We start from the raw sequence: 20768 nt of genomic DNA, 5'->3' as shown, positions 1-20768 counted from the left end.
ATTACATAAATTTAAAATTATGTAATTATCTCTTGTCCTTACTCTATCATGATATGCTATTTTTTGTAAATCTCTTTTTTGCTTTTTCCATCATTTTGACAAAAAAAATGAATTTTACTGCGATAACGACAAGATTGTGTTATTACGTTGTTAAACGCATACCATTTTAAATACCTGTCCCAAGACAGGTACTTTCTACGTGGCAGGTAATTTCAATACTGCTCTAAGCCCTTCTCCGCTTCCACTCTCCAGAACAAGCCTGCCCCGGTGGGCCTGCGCTATCCTTGCTACCATAGGAAGTCCCAAACCATGCCCCTGGCGAGAAGGACGTATGCGCCCTGAGGTATAGGGGAGAACGACCACATCGTCCAAGTATTCTTCGGGAATCCCACTTCCATCATCGGATACCACAAATTCACAAAATAAGTCCTCCGCTGCACGCATCGTTTCCAGCTCAATTGCACACCCATCCGGGTTATGCCTAATACTGTTTTGTACCAGATTCGTTACTGCACGATACAGTAATCGCTCATCTCCCACCACATACAGATTCTCATCCTGCACATGAAGCGAGATTGGATAACGTTCATCCAGGCCATTATTCAAAAAATCCGACACAACCTGTCTGGCCAGAACGGAGAGTCGAATCGACTTCAACTGTAGGGGTTGCATCTCATACTCCAGCATAGAAACCAAATTGAGATCACTGACCAGTGACCGCAAACGTTCACCTTGACGACGAATAATGGATGCCTGCTGTTTCTGCTCGGCTGTCAAATCCGATTGTTCCTCCAACTCACTCGCGTATCCCAGAATCATTGACAATGGCGTCCGTATATCATGAGAAATGCCAGCGATCCAGTTGGATCGAGCTTCATCCCTCGCTTTAAGAGCGTCATCCTTGTCCTGAAGCATGCGGGATGTTGAATTGATACTTTGAGACAGATCATTAAATATGCCCTTGGTCTCGACATGAACAGGTTCTTCCTTTGCAAGAGCATGAATGCCATGGATCAAAGGCCGAATACTACGTATCACACGTGTTCCAATTAATACGGATACAAGGAGAGCAAGAGCTATATTACATACTAATAACAGTACAATCCGAACTGGCAAAGACTTGAGCCACTCTGCCAGAAAGTCGAATTGGTATTTTCCGTATGTGTTTTTGGGGTAGCCTACCACCAATAGTCCGTCTTCACGTTCCCACACATACACCGGGTATTCCATAAGATAATACCGGGAGAACTTAGCAACATCCGTCACATTATAGGAACGTGGTATTTCGGCAGGGAGCCATTCGCTCCACTGTACCTTGCCCTCCGGATTCAATAACATCGCCCATGCCTGATATTTGTCCAGCAGTTTCATCTCATCGCTATTTAACGCATAATTCCCCTGCTCACCCCTACTCAATCCACTGGCGACCTGCTTCACAACCGCGCCAGGAGAAGGACCCTCGTGAATTTCCTTGAAAATTAATGATCCTAGCAGAATCAGATTGAACAGCAACAACACTACGGATACAAGAATGGTTGATCCTACGAACCTTCTTAGGATCCGAACAACTCCATCCATTACCGGAACTCCTGAACCATTAGTTTATAGCCAAGCCCCCGAACGGTTAGCAAAAATACCGGTTTGGATGGGTCTTCCTCGATCTTCTCCCGTATCCGCCGAACGTGCACCATCAGTGTATTTTCATAACCATAACTTTCGTCTCCCCATACGGCTTGACACAGTGCATCACTGGTTACAATCCGGCCCTGATTCTCATACAACTTGATCAGTATGGCGTGCTCCTTGGCTGTCAGTGGAAGCTCCCTATCGGTCCCCTGTACAACAGCGCTTTCCAAATCAATGGTTTGTCCACCCAAACGGAATACAGGCAATCTCTCAACGGTATTAGAGGCATATACCCGTTTCAGAATTGCCATCAATCGGAGGATTAACTCTCTCGGAAGAAAGGGTTTGACCATATAATCATCTGCTCCCAGGCCCAGACCGAGCAGGCGATCCTCATCTTCACCACGTGCAGATAGGAACAGGACAGGCATGTCCGAGAATGACCGGATCGAAGAGAGCAGAGAGAAACCATCCCCATCTGGAAGCATCACGTCCAAGATGGCTGCATCCGGCTTTTCAAGCCTGCATACTGCCAACGCATTCACGAAGTTATCGGCCGTATATACCCGAAAAAAACCTTCTTTACGTAAAAAACGCTCAATCATTTCTCTTATTTCGGGCTCATCATCAACGATCAATATTTTCTTATTTTTTAATAATTCCATTTATATCACCCTTTTCATTATACATGATAAAGGCATTCACCCGATATTTTCCATTTTCATTTAAGGTAAATGTAAGGTTATCTTCAGCCACGAGCAAGAAGCCTGAACTATATTTAGAGCAACAGAGACACTAGTGAAATGGAGTTGAGATCAATAATGAACACTTCCCCCATCGTGGAAACTCATAACCTGTCCAAATCATATGGCGGTACTAACCGCGTACACCAGGTTAATCTTGCTGTTGAAACGGGGCAAATCTTTGGGTTTCTGGGCCCTAACGGAGCAGGCAAAACAACCACATTAAAAATGCTGTTGGGTTTAATCAAACCCTCTGAAGGCACTGTAAAGGTGTTCGGTAAAGATCTGAATAAACATCGTCCGTCCATTCTTAACCAGACTGGGTCATTGATCGAATCCCCGTCCTATTACGGGCACTTGACTGGACTCGAGAATATGAAAGTTATGCAGCGACTGCGAAATGTACCAAATAAAAATATTGACGAGGCCCTCAAAATTGTTCGACTCGAAAATCAAAAGCACAAGCAGGCTGATCAGTATTCTTTGGGCATGAAGCAACGACTCGGTATTGCCATGGCCCTGCTCGCCTTCCCCAGCCTGCTGATTCTGGATGAGCCTACAAACGGACTAGATCCTGCTGGTATCGGTGAAATCCGTGAATTGATAAAATCCCTTCCAGGTCAATATGGCATAACAGTCCTGCTCTCCAGCCATCTGTTGTCAGAGATCGAACAGATTGCCACTTCAGTGGGTATTATCAGTGATGGAAAACTGTTGTTTCAGGGAACAATGCAGAGTCTTCAGGCCAACAACAAGGCCACCATTCGGTTTCAGACCACTAACCCGGCACGGGCAGAGAAAATCCTTTTGACCCAAGGCTATATGCCTAAAATCCAAGGAAAACAGCTGGTGTTCGACTATCTTCACGACGAGGAAGTCTCGCGAATGAACAAAGTGCTTGTAGAACACGATATCCCTGTGATCCGTATTGAGGAACACAAAAAAAGTCTGGAGGATATTTTCCTCGATCTGACGGGAAAGGAGCGGAGCCTGTAATGAAAGCTTTATCTTTGGAGTATTTCAAAATCCGCCGCAAAAAGATTTGGGTCATGCTAACCCTATTTCTTGCCGCAGAAATGATCTGGGCCTCCATGTCCATGAGCATCTCCATTTCCCGGAGTGCTACCAATGCGAGCTGGGAAGCATTGATTTTCAGCATTGCCTCCATGAACGGTTTGTTTCTGCCGATCATTTCGGCTATCGTTGTATCCCGCATCTGTGACATGGAGCATAAGGGGAACACGTGGAAGATGCTAATGACGACCAACACCGGACGCAATCACGTCTATACAGCCAAATACATCTGTGCAAACAGCCTGATCCTGTACGGTATCCTTGCACAGGCTGTCTTCATTGTAGGTTTTGGTCTATCCAAAAATATCCCTGGACCACTGCCGCTCTCCCTGCTTTTACAGTTCGCTGCTGGAACATTGTTAACTACGCTAGCGATAACGGCTCTCCAGGAATGGTTGTCTCTGACCGTCCGCAATCAGGCCTTTGCGTTATGCCTGGGCATGTTGGGCGGATTTATTGGAACAACTTCAGGGTTGTTCCCTGCAGGTATTCGTCACCTCTTCATTTGGTCTTACTACATGGATCTGAATCCGGTCACTTACATTTACAGCGCATCTTCAGGCACCTATGTATCGGGTATGCTGCCCATCGGTCTTTTCATAGCGGCCCTGCTGATGGCTGCCGTCTTCTATTTTGCAGGAAATATTCATGCTTCAAGACAAGAGATTTGAGGAGGAAACCACATGCTGAGGAGTATTTCCGCCGAATGGCTTAAACTTCGGCATTCCAGGATCAGCCTGGTACTGGCTATTTTGCCCATCATCAGCCTACTGATCGGATGCTTTAATTTTTATTTCAACCAAGCAGCTCTTCAAAATGGGTGGTACAGCTTGTGGACACAGGTTAGTTTATTCTACGGTGAATTTTTTCTGCCAATCCTGATAGCCATCTGTTGCGCCTTTGTATGCCGCCTCGAACACAGTAATCGCAACTGGAACATGATTCTGGCTTCCCCTTTATCAGTAACTAGCCTCTTTGTCGCCAAGCTGGTTATTGTCGGGATACTGATCTTCTCGGCCCAAGCCTTCTTCATGCTTATGTACTGGGCGGCAGGCCAACTGTTCTCTATACCGGGCTCATTCCCGATGGAAACAGTGGTGTGGAGCCTACGAGGCTGGTTCGCCTCCATCTCCATTGCCGCATTGCAACTGGGTCTATCGATACGCATACGAAGCTTCGCTACACCAATTGGTATCAGTCTTTGTGCAGTCTTTATGGGACTAGGCATGTATGTACTGAAAATCGGCATGTTATTCCCCTATTCCCTGCTAACCATAGGCATGGGCGTACTTAGTCAAAAGGGACTGACCCCTTTGGAAAATATCATCTTTCTATTGATGAACAGTCTCTTCATCCTTCTGTTTGCTACCTGGTCCATCCGCCGCCTGAAATACAAAGACATCGCATCGTCCTAAATTTACTGTTATCAAAGGAGTACAACTTATGAAAAAAGCACTTGCGATTCTTGCATTGGTACTTATTATTCTGACTTGCCTGTGGCTCTTTTTCATGGACCCAGCCAAGCTGACGCCCGACAACCCTTCCGGCAAAACAACCTACTATACCATTGTGAATCAATCCACTGTCGACAAAGATGACAACGGCAGATATGCCTATGAACTTGTCGGCTATACAGATGAAGGAAAAACTAAAACACTGAGCTTCTCTACCAGCAAGCTACTCAAAAATGGCGCCTATCTGAAATTATATGTATCCACACTGCGCGGAGTAACCCACTGGGAAGAGGTTGCAGCAGATGATCTGCCCGGGCAAGCAAAGCAACTGACTTCCAAATAGAAACGGGCATTATACAACTGTCTTATTTTTTCCATCAATAGATCAAAAAGAGCCTGCCCCAATTAATTAAGGGCGGCTCTTTGTATGTTATTCCAACACCATCCGCAGTGCGGTCAGTGCAATCCCGATAACAAACCCGGTAACGGCTCCGTTAATCCGAATCCATTGCAGATCCTGCCCTACCTTGTCCTCGATCAACGAGATCAATGAGGCATTATCCATTTTGTCCACATTTTCCCGCACGAGGTTACCGATTTTGGAATGGTTTTTCTCCAACAGCGTTGTTACGCCTTCCACAATCTTGGCATTCAAGCCTGCTAACAATGCTTCATCGGAGCGCAGATCAGACAATACCCGTTCAATGGCAGGCAGCGCATACGTATCCACATACTGTCCATCTTCCATCGCAGCCAGCGCCTTCTCCCTCAGCTCGACCAGCTTGTTCAGCACAGTTTCCTCTGCGTTCCATCCATCCAGCATGTTGTTCTTCCATCCGTTGACTCCATCCTGCATACTCTCACTCATCGCCAGCCGGACCACCTGGGTTCGCATCAGATCAAGCACTTTGTAACGAAGGGCGCTGCCTTCCCGCTTCATGTCCTCTACCCGGTCAAACAGATACCCTTGCAAAATGCTGCCCATACGCTCCTCGTTCAGATAACCCATGAATGCATTCATCGCAAATTGCATTAATCCGTTCATCTGGATTCCGCTGATCGCCTTCAGACCGCTTTCGCCCAAAAACATAATGGTCTCCGGTTTCACCAGCCACTCTTCTGCCTGCTTCAGACCGTAGTCCAGCGCTTTGGCATCATATCCACGCTCACTCATCTGAATCGAAGCCCGTTCCAGAATCGGACCCAGGTCGAAGGCACCCGCCTGTGATTTGATCTCACCCGCAACCAGTGGAGCGATCTGCTCCAACGGCAGGCCTGCAAGGATACGTTTGCAGAGTGTGTCGATCATGGTTTTGACTCCATCGTTGTGAAGTTCCCGTGTCATGGTATCCAGAACGATTTCTGCCGCTTTGAAACCCGCAATTTTCTCGGTAATACTATCCTTGTTCAACAAGTTATTTTCCACTGCGGAAACGAGGCCTTCCGTCAATTTGTCCCGATTTTTGGGCAGCAATGCCGTATGGGGAATCGGAATACCTAGTGGATGACGGAACAACGCGGTTACAGCGAACCAGTCCGCAAGTCCACCTACCAAGCCCGCTTCAAATGAGCCTACCAGCAGTTTGCCTACAACACCGCCCTGAAAAGGCAACGACGCGGCAAACCCCGCCCCCATAACGACGAGAGACCAGGCTGCTGCTTTTTTGGTTTGTTTAGGTTTAGCCATTGTATTGTTACTCCTTTATCTTTAATCACACGGGTTCAATGACACCCTGCTTTCCCGTGCTCCTCTGTTCTTTAGGTGTGCTCTTCAATAGGAAAGCTTCTGTTTCCATATTTCGTATACTTCATCTTATCACCCGTACGCGTCAAAACCAAACCTCTGACTGGCGAAAAAGGATAAAAGAGGGGTTTTCCCTATCGAAATGGTCGTATTCTTTTCCATTACCAAAAAGGTTTTAGTATAATCAATACAGACGGTCTTTCATTTAAGATTGGCTGGCGATCAGCAGGGTAATTACATAAGGAAATAATGAATGAATCAGAGGAGGAATTTCGGACCATGAAAAACGTGCAGGACACAACGACACTTTACAACGGAGTCAAAATGCCTTGGCTGGGTTTTGGCGTATTCAAAGTTAAAGACGGAGAAGAAGTGGTGGAAGCCGTCAAAACGGCCATTCAGGCAGGTTATCGCAGTATCGATACAGCGAAAGCGTATAACAACGAAACGGGTGTGGCTCAGGGTATTCGTGAATCCGGAATCGCCCGCGAGGATCTGTTCATTACCACCAAAGTGTGGAACGGGGACCAAGGGTACGAATCCACACTGGCCGCTTTTGAAGCAAGTATGGAACGACTCGAACTGGAATATCTGGACCTCTATCTGATCCACTGGCCTGTCAAAGGCAAGTACAAGGATACCTGGAGAGCGCTGGAGAAGCTGCATAAGGAAGGACGCATCCGCGCTATTGGGGTGAGTAACTTCCAGATCCACCATCTGGAGGACCTGATGACCGATGCGACCATCAAACCGGCTGTGAATCAGGTGGAACTGCATCCACTGTTGATTCAAACGGAGCTTCGGGAGTATTGCAGCAAACATCAGATCCAGATTGAAGCCTGGTCTCCACTGGGTCAGGGACATCTGCTGGAGCATCCACTTCTTCAGGACATCGCTGCCAAGTACAGCAAGTCACCGGCACAGGTCATTCTGCGTTGGGATCTGCAAAATGGCATCGTGACCATACCTAAATCCGTTACACCACAGCGCATTCGTGATAATGCGGACTTGTATGATTTCGAGTTGACCACGGAAGAAATCGAAAGCATTAATCAACTGAACGAGAACAAGCGATTTGGTTCCGATCCGGACAACTTTAACTTTTAATATGCAATCAGGTTAGAACACATCAAAAAATCCCGATTCGGATGCACACGCATCTGATCGGGATTTTGCTTGTTCATTCATGGTTATATTAGCCCTTGGAAACCAGTTTGAAATCATCAAAATGGAAACCTGGCGCTACAACACACGTTACCAGCACAGGCTCATCACCCAGGGGACGCGCTGTTTGCCATACTCCGGCAGGAACGAGCACCTGCGGTGATTGCCCGGCGGCAATATCCATACCCAGCACGAGCACTTCTTCATTTCCCGGGTTTTCCCCGTTGCCGCCCAATTTCAATTCAATTGGACTGCCGCTATGCCACAACCAGAGCTCATCAGACAAAACGGTATGCCATGCCGAGATTTCATGCGAGTGCAGCAGGAAGTACGTCGAACTTGCCGAGAAGCGAGGGCCTGAGTATGTATCCGGCAAAACAGATTGCGGGATTTGATACGATGCCTTCCATTCTTCCTTATACCAACCGCCTTCAACGTGTGGCTGCATATTCAGAGCAGCGACCAATGGCGATAATTCATGTGTCGTCATATCATGTTTCCTTCCTTCCAAATTGAATTGGAGACCCTCCTATCCAGAGTTTAGCCTCACTACCCCTACTGTAAAACATGAATAGACTTTTGTCACCTTTACCGCATATAGAAGCTTGCCGAAAATCATCCCACCAGCTATCACAACCAGCACCCTATCCATTTCGTCTGGCCGTATCCTCATTCAATTGAGAGCGTTTACAACAAACTGGATTTTCCGTTATGATATGGATATTAACCGTAGATCAGCTGGCGCAGAGGGGAGACGGGTTATGAGTGTTATAGAGGATCGGATTGGACCCAAGTATCGAATTGGTGAGAGTTCATTCACCATTGAACACATGAGCAGACACGACGGAAACGCCATGCCTCAGCCTCACGCTCATCCTTTTTACGAATTGTATTATCTGCTTGATGGAGAACGAGTCTATTCCATGAATGGTCAGCTTCTTACCGCCCGCAAAGGTGATTTGATTCTGATCAATCCGCATGATGAACATACAACGTCCAAAGGAAATATTCCCGGCTTTGAACGAATTCTGATTGGATTCTCTCCTTCTTTTGCCACCGGGATGGAGTTTGGAATATGTGGTCTGCTTCCCTTTGATCGTTCAAGGTTGCTGCACTTCACTGATGCGGAACAAGCCGAAATTGAACGAATGCTATGGCAGATGCTGCAAGAATGCAAGGAGCGCAGGCCCCATTACGAAATCATGGTGAGAAGCCTGCTTGCCCAAATCCTGATTCTCATCCACCGGGTTGAAGAGAATACTCGGCAGTCCTCTCCGGTTCCGCTTCATCCCATGCAGGATAAAATCAGCGAGATCGTCACTTACGTGAACAATCATTATACTGAGCCCCTTACATTGGAAGAGGCCGCAGCGCGATTTTACATCAGTCCATCCTATTTGAGCCGGATGTTCAGCCGTTTTACCGGATTTCGCTTCAGCGAATATTTGCGTGTTACACGGGTTCGGGAGGCACAGAGACGTTTACTGTCCACTCAGGAGCGGGTGCAAATGATAGCGGAGAAGGTTGGATTTGAGCATACAGCCCATTTTAATAAAACGTTTAAACAGGTCACCGGGACTACGCCGCTTCGCTATCGCAAAGAACATCGATAGATCATCCAAGCGATTGGCGAATCCGGTCGACTGACATATGACAACCTATCACGACACCGCGCGCCAGGAGATGCCCGCGGTGAAATGCTAAGCTGAACCCTTTTTACCTGCGGATCATTACACCACTTCTTACTTCAGGACCAACGGAGATCTGACGCCCCTCTGTATCGGCATCACTTTCACGGCATACGATTCCTGCCGATTCATGCCCCGTAACCATCAGAAGTCGACCATCTGCGCCCACGCCCTCAATCGCTTCCAGCTCCGCACCCTTACACTGATGCAAATGAATCAACGGTCCTTCGGTAATTTGCGCGTTCATTGCTACGATTCGCAGATGCTTCGCATGAGCGCACTGCACCCCTTTTCGTGCACTTACTTTGTACCCTTCAATCACCAGACCGTCCAAAGGCACTTCCGGCAGTCCACTAACCAACAACGCTGTTTCTGCCCCTGCACAGACTACATCCGAGATTCGAATATTCCGGAACACGGGAGTCTCCTCACTGACCTCCTGGGTCAAGTCGCTGCCGCGAGCGGAACCTTCCTGATTGGCATAGAAGAAGGAAAACGAGATAGCTTCCATGATGATATCTTTCATATAGATGCGCTCCACCTGAATATCTTCAACCACCCCGCCGCGCCCACGTGCGCTTTTGAAACGAAGCCCAATATCCGTTCCGATAAACGTACAATCCGAGACCCGTACATGCCGCACGCCACCGGACATCTCACTGCCGATAACAAAACCGCCATGACCATGATACACGGTGCAATCCCGAATCGTAATATATTCCGAAGGCAGACCGAGTTCACGACCCTCTGCGTCTTTGCCGGATTTCAGGCAGATCGCATCATCCCCCACATCGAATACACTCTGTTCCACAATGACATGACGGCAAGATTCGATGTCCAGCCCATCCCCATTCTGGGAAAACCATGGATTCCGCACACTCACGTTACGAATCGTGACATGCTCGGACGCCCAAGGATGCAGATTCCATGCCGGTGAATTCTGGAACGTTGGGCCGTCCAATAACACCCGCTTACACTGGCGCAAGCTGACCATGTTGGGACGCAAAAAGTCTCTGACTTCCTCATAAGCAGCCACATCAGCCACCTGCTCCAGATGCAGACGATTCGCAATCGCACCACCTTCAAGGGCAGAAGTCGAGGGCCACCAAATGGCTTCCTCTTCGTCAGCATGCTCCACCACACCGCCTGAAGAAACCAGTCGATTCCACTGCGATGCAGTCATTTTGGATCGTTTCACCGGACGCCAGGCTTCACCACCACCATCCCAAATCCCCTCACCCGTGATCGCAATATCCTCCAGTTGTTCACCATCAATGGGCGACTGACACCGCACCGCCTGCCAACCTTCGAAGCTGGACGCAATCAGGGGATATTGATCAAAATTGCGGCTGAACGTAACCAGAGCACCCGCCTGAACATGAAGCTCAATCCGACTACGGAGAACAATGGGACCCGTTAGCCAAATACCCGCTGGAATGACAATTCGACCACCGCCCGCTTCTGCACAAGCTGCTATAGCCAATCGAAACGGCTCGGTATTATCCGTCAAGCCATCCCCTATCGCTCCATAATCCGCAATCTGAAAATCTCGTGCAGGGATGACAGGTAAACTCACTTCGTAAGCCTTCATATCAGATTCAATACCTTCTCCTGTACCAAGTGGGGAGTAATATGTATTCATCGTTCATAACATCCTCTCTACCTATAATTGGATCGGACTGTCTTTAATATTGTACTACTTACTGGTAAGCGTTTTCTCGCTCCATCATATCAATGACTTAGAGCGTAAGGTTGATCTTTTTTGCCATGTGCAATTCAGAATTTGATGTTATTTGTTTTTATGATCAGAGTCATAAAGTAAACATCTCTTCCAGTATACTCTATACATCTATTCCAATGGTTGTAAAACAACTAGGAGAATCGATTCATTTTTCAGTCAGAATTCGCCATAAAGCGTTTGTTAATATGACAAATATATAACATAATCACTGGCTATAGCCCTATAAAACCTATTACTTATGTCATGTTTTATAACAAACCAATTGCCTTTAGCAGGATGAGTATGTATGATTAAATAACTAGTTTCAATTTATTCCTTAATATCCCTTTTCAAACAGACGTTGCAGAAAGGATGGGGTGTGCTCTTGATTGAATTTAGGGGTGTCCAGAAGCATTTTGGTCATTTTCATGTCCTCAAGGATATTCATCTTCACATTGAAGAAGGAGAGGTCGTTGTCATTATCGGCCCTTCCGGCTCAGGCAAAAGCACCTTGCTGCGCTGCATCAACCGCCTGGAGACGATTACCGAAGGTGAACTTGTCGTCAGTGGTGTCCCTTTACATCAGAAAAAGGTGGACATCAACCTCTTCCGTCGTGACATCGGCATGGTATTTCAACATTTCAATCTCTATCCTCACAAAAAAGTCATCGATAACATTACCCTTGCACCCATGAAGGTGCGAAAACAACCCAAAGCACAGGCAGCCTCTACAGCAATGAAGTATTTGACCCGGGTAGGCATTGCCGACAAAGCAGACAGTTATCCTTCCCAGTTGTCCGGTGGACAACAGCAGCGTGTAGCCATTGCAAGAGGTCTCGCCATGGAGCCCAAAATCATGCTTTTTGACGAACCCACCTCTGCGCTGGACCCCGAAATGATCGGGGAAGTTCTGGATGTCATGCGATCTCTTGCCCATAACGGGATGACGATGGTCGTCGTAACACATGAGATGGGATTTGCCCGCGAGGTTGCAGACCGGGTCATCTTTATGGATGAAGGCCGGATTGTGGAAGAAGCCTCCGCCGCTGAATTTTTCGACAACCCGAGAGAAGAACGGGCCAAGCAATTCCTGAGTCGTCTGATTCACCACTGAGAATAATCCATTTTGAGAGGGGTCTTTAAACCAATGAAGAACATATTGAAGTGGCCGTCGTTTATGCTTGTATTGATTCTGTCCCTGGTATTGTCCGGTTGTAGTACTGGAGAGGAAAGCAGCAGTAGCGGTGGTTCTGGTGGAAATGCCGAAGCCAAAGGCACGATTGAACAGATTAAAGAGCGTGGCAAGCTCATTGCCGGCGTGAAATACGATACGAAATTGTTCGGTCTGAAAGACCCGGCAAGCGGCGAAGTCGAAGGCTTCGATATTGATATCGCCAAAGCACTCGCCAAACAGATTCTTGGGGACGAAACCAAGCTGGAACTGAAAGAAGTGACATCCAAAACGCGCATTCCGATGCTGCAAAATGGTGACATTGATATCATCATTGCCACGATGACGATTACGGATGAACGCAAAGAACAAGTGGATTTCAGCGATGTTTATTTTGAAGCAGGGCAGTCTCTGCTGGTGAAAAATGACAGCGCGATTACCGGTCTGGAAAGTCTCGGCGGTGTGAAGGTGCTTGCTGTTAAAGGCTCGACTTCTGCGCAAAATATTCGGGAGAAAGCCCCTGATGCCGAGGTGCTTGAATACGACAATTACCAAGATGCCTTCACAGCCCTCAAAGCGGGTAAGGGCGAGGCACTGACGACCGATAATATCATCCTGATCGGCATGCAGCAGACGGATAACAACTACAAGCTGGTTGGTGGCAATTTCACGAGCGAGCCTTACGGCATGGCGATTCGCAAAGGCGACTCCGCCTTCGTGGAAGAAGTAAACAGCCTGCTCAAAAGCATGAAGGACAGCGGCGAATATGATACGTTGCACGAGAAATGGCTGGGCAGCAAGCCCGAGTAACCTCGATTACTGATGGTTTAGCGGCGGCTTCGCCTGTGATATGCGCTGCATGCGCAGGACGCAATCGCCGTTTCTACATCTGGAGAACGGAGGCTTCGCCTACATGGGCAAATTGGACTTCAGTATACTGATCAAACACTCAGATCGATTCCTGGAAGGTTTCCTCAATACCATCCAGGTCAGCATTATGGCCTTGATTGGCAGCTTTATTCTTGGGGCAATGATGGCCATCTTTCGAATCTCGCCTATCAAGCCGCTCAACTGGATCGGCACGGCTTTTGTGGAGTTTATCCGTAACATCCCTTTGCTGCTCGTCGTGTTTTTCTTTTATCTTGGATTGCCTGCACTGGGCATTTCCCTGGATGGATTCATCTCTGGTACACTCGGCCTGACAATCTATACGGCCGCTTTCATTGCCGAAGCGATCCGAGCGGGCATTCAGACGGTGCCCCGCGGGCAGCTGGAAGCCGCAAGATCTTCGGGTCTGTCCTACGTACAGGCCATGAACCTGGTCATTTTGCCGCAAGCAATCAAGATTGTATTGCCGTCCATTGGCAATCAGTTTATCAACCTGGTCAAAAACTCATCCATTCTTGCGGTCGTAGCTGGTATGGATCTGATGTATTTTGCCGATCTGATCAACTCGGATACGTTCCTGCCGCTGAGCGTTTACACCATTGTTGCCCTGTTCTACCTGGTGTTGACCTTACCGCTCAGCTTCCTGGTTCACTATATGGAGCGAAGGTTCGGACAAAGTGATGCTGACGCCAGCCGCACCAAAGGCAAACCGAAAAAGACCAAACCAACGGGTCAGGTCACCATGTAACATTCGAGCTATATTCTCTCTGTGTTCAGCACACCCGTTCAAGGTGCATCTCTACTCTAATATGCTATTCAACCGATGTTTCCAATCTTCTACATTTCCTGTCCGCACACAGAAGGAGGCTGATGAATTATGGACTTTAGCGGGGCCTATGCCTGGCCCAACCTTCGTTTCCTGCTGCACGGATTCCTGATCACCCTGCAAGTGGCAGGGTTGTCGATTGTATTCAGCTTTGTGCTCGGCACGGTGCTGGGTACCGTTCGATACACCCGAATTCCCGTCCTGTCACAGATTGTGGCTGTCATCGTGGATACGATCCGGAACCTGCCGCTGCTGCTGATCATTTTCTTCATTCATATCGTACTGCCCCAGCTGGGGATCAAAATGTCCGTCTTCTGGTCCACCGTCGTTGGACTGAGTCTGTTCGAAGGTGCCATGATCGCAGAGATTGTCCGCAGCGGCCTCAAATCGATTGAACGCGGTCAAGTTGAAGCAGCCCGCTCCTCCGGTCTGAGCTATATGCAGACACTCGGCGGCATCATCATGCCCCAGGCATTACGGCGCATGTCGCCACCAATGGTGAGCCAGTTCATCTCCTTGTTGAAGGATACGTCACTGGCGATCATCATCTCCCTGCCGGAGCTGATGCACAATGTGCAGATCCTCGGAGGTCAGAGCTTCGATTACGTCATCCCTGCCCTGCTGCTCGCAGCCGTATTGTACTTTGTCATCAACTACACGCTGTCCATTGTGGCACGGCGGCTTGAAGCACGAATGTCTTGACACCTGGAAGAAATAAGGCCTGAAAGAATATGAAACATGAAGTAACCGAGGCCGTATGATTGATTAGATATGAAGGTAATAATCAAATGGATGAAAAGAATAAAAGTGCCCCAAAGACTCCCAATCCACATTATGCAGTGGTTTGGGAGTTTTTTTGGGGGCCTACAGTTATGCTCATAAATTCAAGAACTTCCCACCCATTTCTAACGAACTGGGGGAAGCTTATTTAGTCATTTTTGAGACAGTTTCTACTCTAACGAATCGTAGACGCTCTATTCCTCCAAGTACCCCTGCTTTTACCCGCTATTTCAGTGTTTTGAGTAAAATAGTTTCACTGAGATTCGTTACATTTTTTATTTCAGCTTATATCCCCAAATTAGACGTCTCAGGTTCGTTAAAATTTAACGACCCAGTGATTAAATAAACACCCACACCACTCCCACTACTCCACTACTAATTCGCCCACAATCAGCTCATCCCTTAGATCTCCGCTCCGTTTCTGCGTAGTTCCTTCTGTAGCACCGCTACCGGCAGCTCCAATGGATCTAGCTTCATCTGCACAGCTAAAGCAGCGGCTGTTCCCGCGGCTTGCCCTGTAGCCATGCAGCTTGGAGTCAGCCTTGTCGTTGCATGAGCCTCGTGTGTAGTGGAAATGCAGCGTCCTCCCGCCAACAGATTGTGGATATTGTGGGATATCAGACAGCGGTACGGTATATCGTATGCTCCATCTCCTTCGATAAAGGCCGCTACGACACCCTGACCCGAGGGATCATGGATATCAATGGGATAGCCGCTTCTGGCAATTACATCGTCAAATTTTCGCCCTGCAACCACATCCGCCTTGGTCAACTCATAGTGCCCGATGATTCGCCTGGATTCACGGATACCGATCTGCGGCGCTACCGCTGAGATGGAAGCCCGTTCGAATCCAGGCACATCGCGCTGCAAAAACTCAGCGATCATCAGCACCTGCTTCCTGCCTTCCTGTTCAGCAGAGGTCAGATCCTCTGCATCCGTCGCATCGAGCCCCTGCACCCGGGTACAGTTAATCAATACTTCATCTTCAGCCGGTCCGGTAAAAAACAATACCTGATCGCGATTAATCGGCACACCAGATTTTTTCCATTGGGAATAGAAGCCGCTCACCCCGGTTAACGGAATGTTGTCCAGTTCTGCGAACGGGGTCTTGGCATAGAAATCTTCCGGGTGCTCCTGCACATATCGCTTCACTCGTCCAAGGTCCACGCCACGCATTCGGAACTTCATTGTCATCGGCTGGGATTGGTTGTCCTCATCCCGTCCCTTTGCAACAGCAGCGCCAGCAAGATAAGCCGCATCTGCATCACCGCTGGTATCCACGATTACGTGCGCTTGGAGCTCCATCCGGCCTGACTTGTTCGTCAGACGTACCGCCTCCACCCGATCATTCACAACAACCACTTCATCCACAAAGCTGTGCAATAACAACCGGACACCTGCCTCTTGCAGCATATCCGCTGCCACGACTTGATAAATAGCCGGGTGGTAAGGCGTGACGGTATGTACAAACCCAACCGTATCACGCAGATGCCCCGGGGAGCCGCCGCGCGCCTGCAGCCGATCTACGATCTCCTGGGCGATGCCCCGAATCACCTGTTCCCCACTCTCCGTATGGAAGGTCATCCAAGGGTAGACCATGGCGGCGGTCGACATCCCGCCAACGAAACCGTACCGTTCTACTAGCACCGTCCGCACACCCTGCCGTCCAGCAGCAATGGCAGCCGCTATGCCCGCCGGACCCCCTCCCACAATAACCACATCCGCATCTTCCTTTTTCAACCTCATCCGTTCACTCAAGTGTTATCACTCCTTCCGTTCTATTGCACGGGCTACTCTTTCAGTCCCGTCATGGCCACTCCCTCAATGAATCGCCGTTGTGCCAGGAAAAAGACAATTAGCAGTGGCAGGGTCGCCATGACGGTGGCGCTCATGAGATATTGCCAGGCGGTACCCACTTCATCCGTGAACAGGGATAACCCAAGCGGCAGCGTCATCAGTTCACGCGAGTTAATGAAAATCAACGGATCAAAAAACTCATTCCAGATCGTCACAAAAGTGAAGATCGTCAGCGTAGCCATACCGGGCTTGGCAATCGGCAGCATAATTCGCGCATAGATCCGGAATCGGTTGCAGCCATCAATCATCGCCGCTTCCTCCAGCTCCGTCGGTACCGTAATGAAGAACTGCCGCATCACAAAGATGCCAAACACGCCGCCTGCGCCAAAGATTGGCAGTAAAATCAACGGGAGATGTGTATCAATCCACCCCAGCTGCCGCATGAACAGAAACATGGGAATTGCCGTCACCTCATGGGGAATCATCATCGCACTCAGCAGGATAAGAAATACCACATTCCGTCCCTTGAACGGAATTTTGGCAAAGGCGTACCCGGCGAGAGATGCAAAGAATACCGTACCCACCACAACCACAGCAGCAATATATACACTGTTAAAATAAAAACGATGGAACGGAATCAACCGAAAGACATCGATGTAGTTCTGAAACCGGAACGTATCCGGTATCCACTGCGGTGGATAGGTGAATATGCTCTGAGGCTCCTTGAATGACGTCGATATCATCCAGATAAATGGAACAATCATGATCAGCGAGATCAGTGTGAGCAATAAGTACGTACCAAGGGCACTACCTGTCTTGCGAAGCGAAGAACTAGGCATCGCCTTCATTGAATACCCACCTCTTTCGAAGCTGCCATTGCAGCAGCGTCAGGATTAGCACGATAAAGAACAGTACATACGCAAGCGAAGAGGCGTAGCCGAACTGAAATAACTTGAATGCTTTTTCCCAGATATAATAGACCAATACCTTTGTGCTGTTGCTCGGCCCGCCCTGTGTCATGACGTAGATTTGTCCAAACACCTTGAGCGAGCCAATCACGGTCATCACCATGGTTAGAAACACCGTTGGTGTAATCATGGGCAGCGTGACGTGAAAGAAGGTCCCCCTTCTGCCCGCCCCGTCCAGTGTTGCCGCTTCGTAAAGTGAACGTGGTACCTGCTGAATGGCTGCAATGAACAGCACCATATTCAGACCCACATTTTTCAGTACACTTGTCACGATAACGGCAGGCATCGCTAGATCCTGATTGTAGAGCCAGGCCGGACCTTTGATGCCCATCATCAACAGTAGCTGATTGATTAGTCCCGACTCTGTCGCATACATCAGCTTCCATACGATGGACCATACAATTAGCGAGGTCATGACCGGAACGAAGATGGCTGTTCGGAAAATCCCGATGCCGCGCAGGCTTCTGGATAGCAGCAATGCGAGCAGCAGAGCGAGCACAATATTAAGCGGCACAAGCCCCGCCGTGAAATAGACCGTATTAGCAAGCACCTTCCAGAACATGGCGTCTGTCATCACATTCCGGTAATTTTCCAGTCCAATAAAATGATGCTCCCCCAGCAGCGGCCAGTCGGTCAGGCTCATGTATAGCGCCAAACCCATGGGGAACAGCAGCAGCAGGGTAAACCCGAGCACCATTGGTGATACAAACAGCCACCCCGCGATCTGGGCCTCTCTGGTGAGCGGACCTCTTCCTGTACGCTTGCGTGAATGGGTCACAGTTTGGCCCTCCTTTTTATCAAATTTCTTCCCTTAAACTGAACTCAGTGACGATTCTATATAAGTTGACCTATACATATACACAAGAACGTAGAGAACAGAAAAACCTGAAGAAGCGAAGTGTTCGCCTTTATCCCCGGATTTCCCCTTTATAAAAGGATTCAAAAAAATCTGGGGATAACAGCGATCGGAAGGTTGTTCTGGTATCGGAGTGGCAAGTGTAAATATTATTTAGTTCAATTTATATAGTCTGGACGGTTCAGGCTGTCCACCGCATTACGGAACCCATTAACAGCTCGTCGCAGCTGTTCCTCCGCTCTGCCTGTTACAACCGCTCCAAGCATGATCGCCTTGACCCCAGTATCACGAAGCACCCGAACGTCTTCTGGCACCAGCTTACGCTGGGAAGGGACCAATACCGGAATCTGCGCCTGCAAGACCAGACGGCGATACTTGAGCACATCCGCGAAGCTTAGAGGTGTACCATATTCCTTTCCAGGCACAATGGATGCCTCCAGGGCGGTGAAGCCGTAATGAGCCACCGACGTGACGAGGGAAGGTTCATATTCGTCATTGATCGCAAACGTTGGGTCCAGTCCCAGATCATCCAGCATGAAGGACGGAAGGTGATGTGCATAGATGGAATAGAAGTCCAAACCCATCCCCGAAAGGCGCTCCACATCCTCCCGCCTTGCTCCATCAATACTGCCCGACGGTACTACGCCCAGCGGACCGCCAAACTCACTGCGGATCGCCCGAAATACCTCAGCATAATTATCCAGTGGACCAAATTGGTTTCCGCTGGCGCGATGACCGACATTATAATGCACCTTCAGTGCATCAGCTCCCTCTTCGATTGCTGCACGGGCCAAAGACAGATCGTTCTCGGGCAAGCTGACCACAAGTGACAGCGATTTCCGATCCAGCAATTCCTTGAATTTGCCCATCATCCTCACCCTCCAGTTTCCACAAAAATTTATTGTTGCAGCACGCTTTGGACCTCTTCCTGCATTTGCTTCAGATTATCCTCGGGTTTCGCTGAACGGGCGAACAGGCGGTCAAATCCCTGCAACACCGCATTGTCGATATCCTGCCAACGGATATGGCCGGGAATCAAGCGCGCTTTTGGAATCTCATCAATTACCGCCTGCACAATATGCTCCTTGCTTGGATTATTCGGCTGATTAATGAACGCATCGGAGTTCAGCACAGAGGTCCGCGGAGGCACAAAGTAGGTGGCTGTCGCCTGAATACCCTGCTCACTGGCGAAATACTTCAACAGCTTCTTGGTTTCCTCCGGATGTTTGCTGTCGTTGAACATGGCATATCCAGCCTGCCCCAGCATCGGTACACTGCCCTGTGAGCCGGAAGGCATAGGAGAGATACTCCATTCAAAATCCGTAATCTCCCTTGCTTTGGAGACATAGCTGTAGTTATCGAAGAACATGCCCACATTACCAGCATCGAAGCTGACCTGCTCGCCCGCTTTTGGATGCGATTCATCGGTGAACATCATTCGCTCCAGCAGTTCAAAGGTCTGTACGCCATAGTCGTCGTTCCAGGTGAACTTCGTCATGCCTTCGTCGAATGGACCGCTGCCATTAGACCAGGAATAAGAGGAAAGCACCGCCCAGGTCTTCCAATCGCGAAAAAAATTGGCGCCATAGATTCGGTTGGTCGCCTCCTTGCTCGTGATCGCCTTGGCAGACTCCTCAAACTGTTCCCATGTCCATTGTCCTTGAGCGGCTAGTGTGTTGGGATCGGTCAGGCCGGCTTTGTCGAACAGCGTTTTATTGTAGAACATGACCACCGGAGGTGTGGAAAAAGGCAGCCCCAGCAGCTGATCGCCGTCACGGAACAAATCCAGTGTACTTGGAATATAATCATCCAGCTTAAACTGTGCATCATCCTTGAATTCGGATACATCGGCCAGAATGTGATTGGATTTGAATTGTGGCACCATTCGCTCCGACACCCAGGCAATATCCGGGAGGGAGCCCCCAGCGGCAAGCACAGATATTTTTTGTTGGTATTCCGCAAATGGCACGGATTCCATCGTTACCTTGATGCCTGGATTTTCCTTCGTGAAGCCATCGATCAGCTTGTTGTATACATCCATATGTGCCTGATTGCCCCACATCATGAACTTCAGCTCAACCCCTCCATCCTCTGAGGCTCCATTTTCAGGATCTGTGCCTGAACTGGAGCTTGTGCATCCGATCAACGCAAAAATCATGAATACGAGCATGAACATCAGTGCTGCTTTTTTCATGAAAATCCCCCTTAAGGCTTAGTGGTATAGATGTGCAACCAAAGTATAACGAAGGTAGCGACCGCCCATAAATCA

20 protein-coding genes are annotated in these 20768 nt (G+C 48.8%); 10 read left to right on the top strand and 10 right to left on the bottom strand.

The window, feature by feature from the left end; genetic code table 11:
- Positions 1–195: 195 nt before the first annotated feature.
- Entirely contained in the window at positions 196–1578 is a 1383-nt protein-coding gene (locus P5G61_RS15125; protein WP_301247307.1) for a sensor histidine kinase, read from the bottom strand.
- Positions 1578–2291 (bottom strand): response regulator transcription factor, encoded by a 714-nt coding sequence (locus P5G61_RS15120; RefSeq protein WP_301247306.1) that lies wholly within the window; start codon positions 2289–2291, stop codon positions 1578–1580. Before P5G61_RS15120 ends, P5G61_RS15125 begins: the two co-directional genes overlap by 1 nt.
- Positions 2292–2447: 156 nt before the next feature.
- On the opposite strand from P5G61_RS15120, the gene P5G61_RS15115 reads away from it, so the two are divergent.
- Genes P5G61_RS15115 through P5G61_RS15100 form a run of 4 tightly spaced genes read left to right on the top strand, consistent with a single transcriptional unit; the run spans position 2448 to position 5240 of the window.
- Complete coding sequence (locus P5G61_RS15115) at positions 2448–3365, top strand: ABC transporter ATP-binding protein (RefSeq protein WP_301247305.1); 918 nt, start codon at positions 2448–2450, stop codon at positions 3363–3365.
- Positions 3365–4114, top strand: coding sequence for an ABC transporter permease (locus P5G61_RS15110; RefSeq protein WP_301247304.1), 750 nt, complete (start codon positions 3365–3367; stop codon positions 4112–4114). Before P5G61_RS15115 ends, P5G61_RS15110 begins: the two co-directional genes overlap by 1 nt.
- Positions 4115–4126: 12 nt before the next feature.
- A complete protein-coding gene (locus P5G61_RS15105) occupies positions 4127–4858 on the top strand; it encodes an ABC transporter permease (RefSeq protein WP_301247303.1) in 732 nt (243 codons plus the stop codon).
- A gap of 28 nt (positions 4859–4886) precedes the next feature.
- The gene (locus P5G61_RS15100; RefSeq protein WP_301247302.1) at positions 4887–5240 is read left to right on the top strand and encodes a YxeA family protein; all 354 of its coding nucleotides are present in this window, start codon (positions 4887–4889) and stop codon (positions 5238–5240) included.
- A gap of 87 nt (positions 5241–5327) precedes the next feature.
- Here the strand turns inward: P5G61_RS15100 and P5G61_RS15095 are convergent, their stop codons facing one another.
- Positions 5328–6584 (bottom strand): DUF445 domain-containing protein, encoded by a 1257-nt coding sequence (locus tag P5G61_RS15095; protein ID WP_301247301.1) that lies wholly within the window; start codon positions 6582–6584, stop codon positions 5328–5330.
- Positions 6585–6920: 336 nt separating this feature from the next.
- On the opposite strand from P5G61_RS15095, the gene P5G61_RS15090 reads away from it, so the two are divergent.
- Entirely contained in the window at positions 6921–7748 is an 828-nt protein-coding gene (locus P5G61_RS15090) for an aldo/keto reductase (protein WP_301247300.1), read from the top strand.
- An 88-nt stretch (positions 7749–7836) separates the two neighbouring features.
- Here the strand turns inward: P5G61_RS15090 and P5G61_RS15085 are convergent, their stop codons facing one another.
- Positions 7837–8295: a cupin domain-containing protein gene (locus tag P5G61_RS15085; protein WP_301247299.1), complete on the bottom strand. Its 459-nt coding sequence runs from the start codon at positions 8293–8295 to the stop codon at positions 7837–7839.
- Positions 8296–8566: 271 nt separating this feature from the next.
- On the opposite strand from P5G61_RS15085, the gene P5G61_RS15080 reads away from it, so the two are divergent.
- Positions 8567–9418: a helix-turn-helix transcriptional regulator gene (locus P5G61_RS15080; RefSeq protein ID WP_301247538.1), complete on the top strand. Its 852-nt coding sequence runs from the start codon at positions 8567–8569 to the stop codon at positions 9416–9418.
- A gap of 103 nt (positions 9419–9521) precedes the next feature.
- Here P5G61_RS15080 and P5G61_RS15075 read toward each other — a convergent pair whose 3' ends face one another.
- Entirely contained in the window at positions 9522–11135 is a 1614-nt protein-coding gene (locus P5G61_RS15075; RefSeq protein WP_301247298.1) for a glycoside hydrolase family 28 protein, read from the bottom strand.
- A 463-nt stretch (positions 11136–11598) separates the two neighbouring features.
- On the opposite strand from P5G61_RS15075, the gene P5G61_RS15070 reads away from it, so the two are divergent.
- The 4 genes from P5G61_RS15070 (at position 11599) to P5G61_RS15055 (ending at position 14800) form a co-directional block, all read left to right on the top strand.
- The gene (locus P5G61_RS15070) at positions 11599–12327 is read left to right on the top strand and encodes an amino acid ABC transporter ATP-binding protein (protein WP_076290684.1); all 729 of its coding nucleotides are present in this window, start codon (positions 11599–11601) and stop codon (positions 12325–12327) included.
- Positions 12328–12360: 33 nt separating this feature from the next.
- Complete coding sequence (locus tag P5G61_RS15065; RefSeq protein ID WP_301247297.1) at positions 12361–13194, top strand: ABC transporter substrate-binding protein; 834 nt, start codon at positions 12361–12363, stop codon at positions 13192–13194.
- Positions 13195–13297: 103 nt separating this feature from the next.
- Entirely contained in the window at positions 13298–14020 is a 723-nt protein-coding gene (locus P5G61_RS15060) for an amino acid ABC transporter permease (protein WP_301247296.1), read from the top strand.
- A gap of 129 nt (positions 14021–14149) precedes the next feature.
- Positions 14150–14800, top strand: a complete 651-nt coding sequence (locus P5G61_RS15055; RefSeq protein ID WP_301247295.1) for an amino acid ABC transporter permease — start codon at positions 14150–14152, stop codon at positions 14798–14800.
- A gap of 480 nt (positions 14801–15280) precedes the next feature.
- On the opposite strand, the gene P5G61_RS15050 is transcribed toward P5G61_RS15055, so the two are convergent.
- The 5 genes from P5G61_RS15050 to P5G61_RS15030 form a co-directional block, all read right to left on the bottom strand.
- Complete coding sequence (locus tag P5G61_RS15050; RefSeq protein ID WP_435874180.1) at positions 15281–16636, bottom strand: FAD-dependent oxidoreductase; 1356 nt, start codon at positions 16634–16636, stop codon at positions 15281–15283.
- A 32-nt stretch (positions 16637–16668) separates the two neighbouring features.
- Positions 16669–17523: a carbohydrate ABC transporter permease gene (locus P5G61_RS15045; protein WP_301247294.1), complete on the bottom strand. Its 855-nt coding sequence runs from the start codon at positions 17521–17523 to the stop codon at positions 16669–16671.
- Entirely contained in the window at positions 17507–18421 is a 915-nt protein-coding gene (locus tag P5G61_RS15040) for a carbohydrate ABC transporter permease (protein ID WP_301247293.1), read from the bottom strand. The genes P5G61_RS15045 and P5G61_RS15040 overlap by 17 nt, the downstream gene beginning before the upstream one ends.
- A 236-nt stretch (positions 18422–18657) precedes the next feature.
- Complete coding sequence (locus tag P5G61_RS15035; protein ID WP_301247292.1) at positions 18658–19368, bottom strand: beta/alpha barrel domain-containing protein; 711 nt, start codon at positions 19366–19368, stop codon at positions 18658–18660.
- A gap of 29 nt (positions 19369–19397) precedes the next feature.
- On the bottom strand, positions 19398–20693 hold the full coding sequence (locus tag P5G61_RS15030) for an ABC transporter substrate-binding protein (RefSeq protein ID WP_301247291.1): 1296 nt from the start codon (positions 20691–20693) through the stop codon (positions 19398–19400).
- Positions 20694–20768: the final 75 nt, after the last annotated feature.

The sequence above is a fragment of the Paenibacillus vandeheii genome (assembly GCF_030433635.1).
GTDB classification, from domain to species: Bacteria; Bacillota; Bacilli; order Paenibacillales; family Paenibacillaceae; genus Paenibacillus; species Paenibacillus vandeheii.
Note: the sequence above shows the minus strand (reverse complement) of the source record. Positions and strands in the feature narration are given on the sequence as shown.

Excerpts from the sequence above, each read along its gene's own strand:
- P5G61_RS15125 (WP_301247307.1), bottom strand. The coding sequence starts at position 1,578 with ATGGATGGAGTTGTTCGGATCCTAAGAAGGTTCGTAGGATCAACCATT.
- P5G61_RS15120 (WP_301247306.1), bottom strand. The coding sequence starts at position 2,291 with ATGGAATTATTAAAAAATAAGAAAATATTGATCGTTGATGATGAGCCC.
- P5G61_RS15115 (WP_301247305.1), top strand. The coding sequence starts at position 2,448 with ATGAACACTTCCCCCATCGTGGAAACTCATAACCTGTCCAAATCATAT.
- P5G61_RS15110 (WP_301247304.1), top strand. The coding sequence starts at position 3,365 with ATGAAAGCTTTATCTTTGGAGTATTTCAAAATCCGCCGCAAAAAGATT.
- P5G61_RS15105 (WP_301247303.1), top strand. The coding sequence starts at position 4,127 with ATGCTGAGGAGTATTTCCGCCGAATGGCTTAAACTTCGGCATTCCAGG.
- P5G61_RS15100 (WP_301247302.1), top strand. The coding sequence starts at position 4,887 with ATGAAAAAAGCACTTGCGATTCTTGCATTGGTACTTATTATTCTGACT.
- P5G61_RS15095 (WP_301247301.1), bottom strand. The coding sequence starts at position 6,584 with ATGGCTAAACCTAAACAAACCAAAAAAGCAGCAGCCTGGTCTCTCGTC.
- P5G61_RS15090 (WP_301247300.1), top strand. The coding sequence starts at position 6,921 with ATGAAAAACGTGCAGGACACAACGACACTTTACAACGGAGTCAAAATG.
- P5G61_RS15085 (WP_301247299.1), bottom strand. The coding sequence starts at position 8,295 with ATGACGACACATGAATTATCGCCATTGGTCGCTGCTCTGAATATGCAG.
- P5G61_RS15080 (WP_301247538.1), top strand. The coding sequence starts at position 8,567 with ATGAGTGTTATAGAGGATCGGATTGGACCCAAGTATCGAATTGGTGAG.
- P5G61_RS15075 (WP_301247298.1), bottom strand. The coding sequence starts at position 11,135 with ATGAATACATATTACTCCCCACTTGGTACAGGAGAAGGTATTGAATCT.
- P5G61_RS15065 (WP_301247297.1), top strand. The coding sequence starts at position 12,361 with ATGAAGAACATATTGAAGTGGCCGTCGTTTATGCTTGTATTGATTCTG.
- P5G61_RS15060 (WP_301247296.1), top strand. The coding sequence starts at position 13,298 with ATGGGCAAATTGGACTTCAGTATACTGATCAAACACTCAGATCGATTC.
- P5G61_RS15055 (WP_301247295.1), top strand. The coding sequence starts at position 14,150 with ATGGACTTTAGCGGGGCCTATGCCTGGCCCAACCTTCGTTTCCTGCTG.
- P5G61_RS15045 (WP_301247294.1), bottom strand. The coding sequence starts at position 17,523 with ATGAAGGCGATGCCTAGTTCTTCGCTTCGCAAGACAGGTAGTGCCCTT.
- P5G61_RS15035 (WP_301247292.1), bottom strand. The coding sequence starts at position 19,368 with ATGGGCAAATTCAAGGAATTGCTGGATCGGAAATCGCTGTCACTTGTG.
- P5G61_RS15030 (WP_301247291.1), bottom strand. The coding sequence starts at position 20,693 with ATGAAAAAAGCAGCACTGATGTTCATGCTCGTATTCATGATTTTTGCG.